The sequence below is a fragment of the Actinomadura sp. NPDC000929 genome (assembly GCF_040492065.1).
Taxonomy (GTDB): domain Bacteria; phylum Actinomycetota; class Actinomycetes; order Streptosporangiales; family Streptosporangiaceae; genus Spirillospora; species Spirillospora verrucosospora.
The window spans coordinates 1-4,988 of the sequence record NZ_JBEUPA010000269.1; the positions used below are offsets into that span (position 1 = coordinate 1).

At 73.5% G+C, this 4,988-nt stretch carries 4 protein-coding genes and 1 pseudogene; 2 read left to right on the forward strand and 3 right to left on the reverse strand.

Annotation, left to right across the window (positions count from 1 at the left end):
* Positions 1–666: 666 nt before the first annotated feature.
* Genes kal through kamD form a run of 3 tightly spaced genes read right to left on the reverse strand, consistent with a single transcriptional unit; the run spans position 667 to position 3,517 of the window.
* The gene (kal, locus tag ABWI04_RS41600) at positions 667–1,062 is read right to left on the reverse strand and encodes a 3-aminobutyryl-CoA ammonia lyase (RefSeq protein ID WP_345183055.1); all 396 of its coding nucleotides are present in this window, start codon (positions 1,060–1,062) and stop codon (positions 667–669) included.
* A complete protein-coding gene (gene kamE / locus ABWI04_RS41605) occupies positions 1,059–1,898 on the reverse strand; it encodes a lysine 5,6-aminomutase subunit beta (protein WP_345183054.1) in 840 nt (279 codons plus the stop codon). The genes kal and kamE overlap by 4 nt, the downstream gene beginning before the upstream one ends.
* Complete coding sequence (gene kamD, locus ABWI04_RS41610; protein ID WP_345183053.1) at positions 1,895–3,517, reverse strand: lysine 5,6-aminomutase subunit alpha; 1,623 nt, start codon at positions 3,515–3,517, stop codon at positions 1,895–1,897. Before kamD ends, kamE begins: the two co-directional genes overlap by 4 nt.
* A 275-nt stretch (positions 3,518–3,792) precedes the next feature.
* On the opposite strand from kamD, the gene ABWI04_RS41615 reads away from it, so the two are divergent.
* Both ABWI04_RS41615 and ABWI04_RS41620 read left to right on the forward strand, forming a co-directional pair.
* Positions 3,793–4,560 (forward strand): bestrophin-like domain, encoded by a 768-nt coding sequence (locus tag ABWI04_RS41615; protein WP_345183052.1) that lies wholly within the window; start codon positions 3,793–3,795, stop codon positions 4,558–4,560.
* Positions 4,560–4,988: pseudogene (locus ABWI04_RS41620) on the forward strand (hypothetical protein); the annotation flags it as partial. The gene ABWI04_RS41615 and the pseudogene ABWI04_RS41620, both read left to right, overlap by 1 nt.

Genomic DNA, 4,988 nt, shown 5'->3' on the forward strand with positions numbered 1-4,988 from the left:
CGAGCCGCCCGCTCGGCGCCCCGGCGCCGGGCTCGCCGCCCGGGCCGTCGCCCGGCCCCGCCGCCGGCGACCGGTCCGGGAGGGTCTCCTGGGCCACGTCCCACCTCGTTCACTCTGGGTCTCTGCCGGAACGCTACCGGCCCCGGGCGTCCGCGGCGACCATGGGCCCAGGTCGCGACGGGAAAAGGGCGGCTCACCTGGTGCGGAGCCGAGGCGGGCGACGGGGCCGGTCACAGAGCTGATCGGGGCCGGCACGGGGGCCGGACACGGAGGAGGGCCCGCGACATCCGTCGGGCCGGAGTCGTCCCACAGGCGGTGAGAACGAGGCTCCGTTTTCTACTGGATGTCCGGGCCCTTCCCGGGTCCAACCCCCCGCACGATCGGACGGCTCCGCCCGGACACGGCCGCGGATCACCGCGCTGGCTCGGGCGGGCACGGTGGCGACCACTGGCGTGATCCCCGTCCCCGTCGCGGCGCGGCGCCCGGCGGCCCCTCGGGCGGCCGATCGGTGAGTCCCGTGCTGGACTGCAGCAAAACTACCGGCTTCCGCCACCTTGTCAACCGCCGCATGTTCTGCGGCTACTCCGTGTTAACCCAGCTCAAAACCATGATCAGGGCGTTCGGCGATTTCGCCGAACGCCCTGCACGCGATCACGTGCGCGCCGGTCAGCCTCCCGGGGCCGAGACCACGACGGTCCCGGTCGCGGTGACCGCGACGATCGGCTCGGCCAGCGCCTCGGCCGCCGACTCGCCCTTGTCGGGACGGCCCCGGCATACCACGCGGGCCTCGAAGTCCATCACGCGGCTGCGGGTGCCGGCGCGGGCCAGCACGGCGGTGGTCTCCAGGACGTCCCCGGCCCGGACGGGCGCGCGGAACTGCACGTCGGAGTAGGAGGCGAACAGGCCCTCGTCGCCGTCGGTGCGGACGCACAGCTCCGTGGCGACGTCCCCGAACAGCCCCAGCACGTAGGCGCCGTCGACCAGGTCGCCGGCGTAGTGGGCGTGCGAGTAGGGGATGTAGCGGCGGTGGGTGACGGTCAGTCCCTCACGGGGGTCGCTCACTCTTCCTCCATCGTCGTGGGGCGGTGCTCGCCGGGCAGCAGGGCGTGCACGAGGTAGCTGGCGACCTCGGCGGGCGTCGTGCCCTTGCCGAAGATGCGGTCGACGCCGAGATCGGCCTCGGTGACGGTGTCGAAGCGGGGGCCGCCGACGACCAGGAGGGGCCGCCCCATGCCCCCGGCCACCGCCGTCGGGTACTCGGCGTGGAACGCCGCCGCCATCTGCTTGGTGTTGTGCAGGTGGGCGTTGCGCTGGGTGACGACCTGCGACACCAGGACCGCGTCGGCGTTCTCCGCCTTGGCGCGCTCCACCAGCTCCTCGACCGTGACCTGGGCGCCCATGTTGACGACCTGGATCTCCCGATAGTACTCCAGGCCCTTCTCCCCCGCGAAGCCCTTCACGTTGAGGATCGCGTCGATCCCGACGGTGTGCGCGTCGGTGCCGATGCAGGCCCCGACGACCACCAGCCGCCGGTTCAGCGCCTCGCGGATCGCCAGGTTCACCTCCTGGGACGACAGCAGCGGGTAGGCGCGCTCCTCCGGGACGGGGATGGAGGCGTAGTCGATGAGGTGCCGCACCTTGCCGTACACGATGAAGAAGGTGAAGTGGGGCCCCATGGGCTTGGCGTGGACGACGCTGGCCGGGTCCAGGCCCATCTTCCCCGCGAGCTGCAGCGCGGCCGCCTCGGCGCGCTTGCCGGCCGGGACGGGAAGGGTGAACGACATCTGCACCATGCCGTCGCCGGTGGTGTCGCCGTAGGGGCGGATCACCTGCCGGGTGTCGGCGGGCTCGGCGGGGGCCTGGGTCCCGGTACCGGTTCCGGGGCTCTCGACCGTCATGCGGGCACCTCCTGGTCGGCGGCGGTGGATCGGGCGGCGTGGGGGTCCTCGGTGTCGAGGATCTCGATGGCGGGGTTGAAGTAGCCGTCGGCGCGCGGGACGACGCCGTCCAGGCCCTTGCCCCCGTCGGCGGGACGGCGGGTGACGCCGAACGTGCCCTCGGCGATCGCGTCGAGCAGCCCGTCGTCGGCGATGCGCTCCAGCAGCTCCACCGACTCCGACAGCACCTGCTTGGCGCGCTGGACGAGCATCCCGTCCGGGCGGGGCATGAAGTCCTCGGAGAGGTTCCCGCAGGCGTCGCGGACGTAGCGGACGTTCTCCAGCGCCAGGTCGCGGTCCGACAGCCAGGGGGTGTGGATGCCCTCGGTCATCATCCCGATCAGGATGATCGACTGCCCGGTCAGCACGCCGGCGAGGTTGAAGAACGCGTCCAGCAGGTAGCCGGCGAAGATGTTGCCGGTCATGTGCTTGGTCGGCGGCATGTACTTCAGCGGCGCGCCCGGGAACAGCTCCCGGACGAGCTGGGCGTGCGCCAGCTCCATCCGGAACGACTCGGGGATCGCCGGGTTGATCTCGAAGGCGTGGCCGAGGCCGAGCTGGTCGTCGGCGAGGCCGGCCTCGTGCCCGAACCGCTCGTTCAGCAGCTGGCTGACGACCACGGTGTGCGCGGCGTCGACGGCGTCGGCGGTGGTGAGGTAGTTGTCCTCGCCGGTGTTGATGACGATGCCGGCGCGGGCGTGGATCTGCCGGGAGAACCGCTGGTCGATGAAGGTGCGGCGCGGGTTGATGTCGCGGAAGATGATGCCGTACATGCAGTCGTTCAGCATCATGTCCAGGCGCTCCAGCCCGGCCAGCGTCGCGATCTCCGGCATGCACAGCCCGGAGGCGTAGTTCGTCAGCCGCACGTACCGGCCGAGCTCGCGGGAGACGTCGTCCAGGGCCGAGCGCATCAGCCGGAAGTTCTCCCGCGTGGCGTAGGTGCCGGCGTAGCCCTCCCGGGTGGCGCCCTCGGGCACGAAGTCCAGCAGCGACTGCCCGGTGGAGCGGATCACCGCGACGACGTCGGCGCCCTCGCGGGCGGCGGCCTGCGCCTGCGGGATGTCCTCGTAGATGTCGCCGGTCGCCACGATCAGGTAGACCAGCGGCCGGGGCGGGTCGGCCCGGTCGGGGGTGGGCAGCTCGGCCAGCAGCCGGTCGCGCTCGGCGCGGCGCCGGTCGATGCGCGCCATGCCGCCGCGGGCCGCCTCGCCCGCGGCCTTGCGGGCGTGCTCGGCGTCGGCGCCCGACGGCAGCCGGAACGACACCCGCCCCCGGGCGGCGGCCCGGGCCAGGTCGTCCAGGGAGCCGTGCGGACCGGCCAGCAGCGCGTCCCAGACCGGCAGGGCGAGCCCGTGCTCCAGGCCGACCTGGTCGCGGACGGCGTCGGCGAGGTGGTTGGCCCAGGGGCGCCCCTCATCGTCGGCGCCGGTCAGGCCGGCCAGCCTCAGCAGAGCCCGCTCGACCGAGACGGTGGTGTGGGAGCGGGCCATGTCGATGATGGGTTCGGCGGCCCGGGCGGCCAGGCGCCGGGCGGTGCGCACCGCCTCCGGGTCGAGGTCCAGCTTTCCCTGCGGCGCCATTGCCGTCTCCCCTCACGCAGCCGCCCCTCTCAGGCCGGTCCTAACAATCATCCTTCATACCGAGTTCTCTACGGGAGATCTTCCGGCACGGACACCGTATTCCACAAGAACTAGCGGCACATCTCCCGCCACCTTCCGCCGGCGACCAGCCCCATCTTCCCCCTCCGAGCGGTCATGTCACCCCCCGGTGACGGTCCGCGACAACCCATCACACAACGACAATGAGTAAAGCTATGCTCACCCCTGGTCACGGACGGACCGATTCCGGGAGGGGCATGATCGTTTATTTCGCGGCCGCGGCCTGCGCCGTCGGCGTGGTCATCACGGCGAGCCGGCTGGTACGACGAGCGCGCGGCACCGTGGACGACGCCGCCCCCGACGGCCCCACCAACTCCCACACCGGCGCGATGCTCTCCGCGCTGTTCCTGCTGGCGTTCGCCATCGCCATCGTCGTGCCGTGGACGACGTCGGACTCCGCCCGCTCCAACACCTACACCGAGAGCCAGGCGATCTCCGAGGCGTACTGGGCCGCCCAGCGCCTCCCCGCGGCCGACGCCCGGCGCGTCCAGGACGGGCTCATCGCCTACGTCGAACTCGTGCGCGGCCCCGAGTGGCGGCTGATGAGGCACGGCCGGCTCAGCCCCCGCGGCTGGACCGACCTCGACCGGCTCCGCCGCGAGGTCATCGCCGTCCAGGCCGGCACCGACGAGGCCAAGGACGCCCGCAGCGCCGTCCTGGACCACCTCGGCGAGATCTCCGCGGCGCGGCGGCAGCGCGCCATGGACGCCCGGACGACGCCCCCCGCCGGCCTGCTCGGCGTCACCCTCGTCACCGGCGCCGTGGTCCTGCTGCTGCCGTTCCTCGCGGGCGCCCGCCCGCGCGGCATGACGCTGGTGCCGTTGTCGCTGATGGCGGCGCTGCTCGCCGCCGGGGCCTACCTCACCGTCGACATCTCCCACGTGTTCAGCGGCGCCCTCGCCGTCGGCCCCGAGGCCTTCACCGGCCTGCACGCCGACCTGCAGCGCATCGCGGGAGGCGGCTGATGCGCCCCCGCCCCGCCGCCGCCCCGGCCCGGGTGCGGCGGGCCCGCACCCTGCCGGTGCGCGCGCTGCCCCTCCGCAGGCCGCCCGGCCGGACGCTGCTGCCGACCCTGGCGCTACCGGCTCTCACACTGCCCGCCGTGATGCTCGGCTTCCCCGCCGCCGCACAGGCCCACCCGACGCCGACGCCCCAGATCAGCCTGTGCATCGACATCGAGATCGGCGGCGGCCCCGCCGACGGCTGCGAGCCCCCGAACACCCCCGAGCCACCGCCCCCGCCCCCGCAGGAGCCGCCCTCCGACACCCCCGAACCCCCAGAACCCCCGCCGCCTTCGCCGACCCCGGAGCCGCCGGCACCACCGTCTCCCTCTCCTCCGGCGCCCGAGCCGCCCGCCCCGGCCCCGCCACCTGCGGCCGCGCCGAAACCGCCG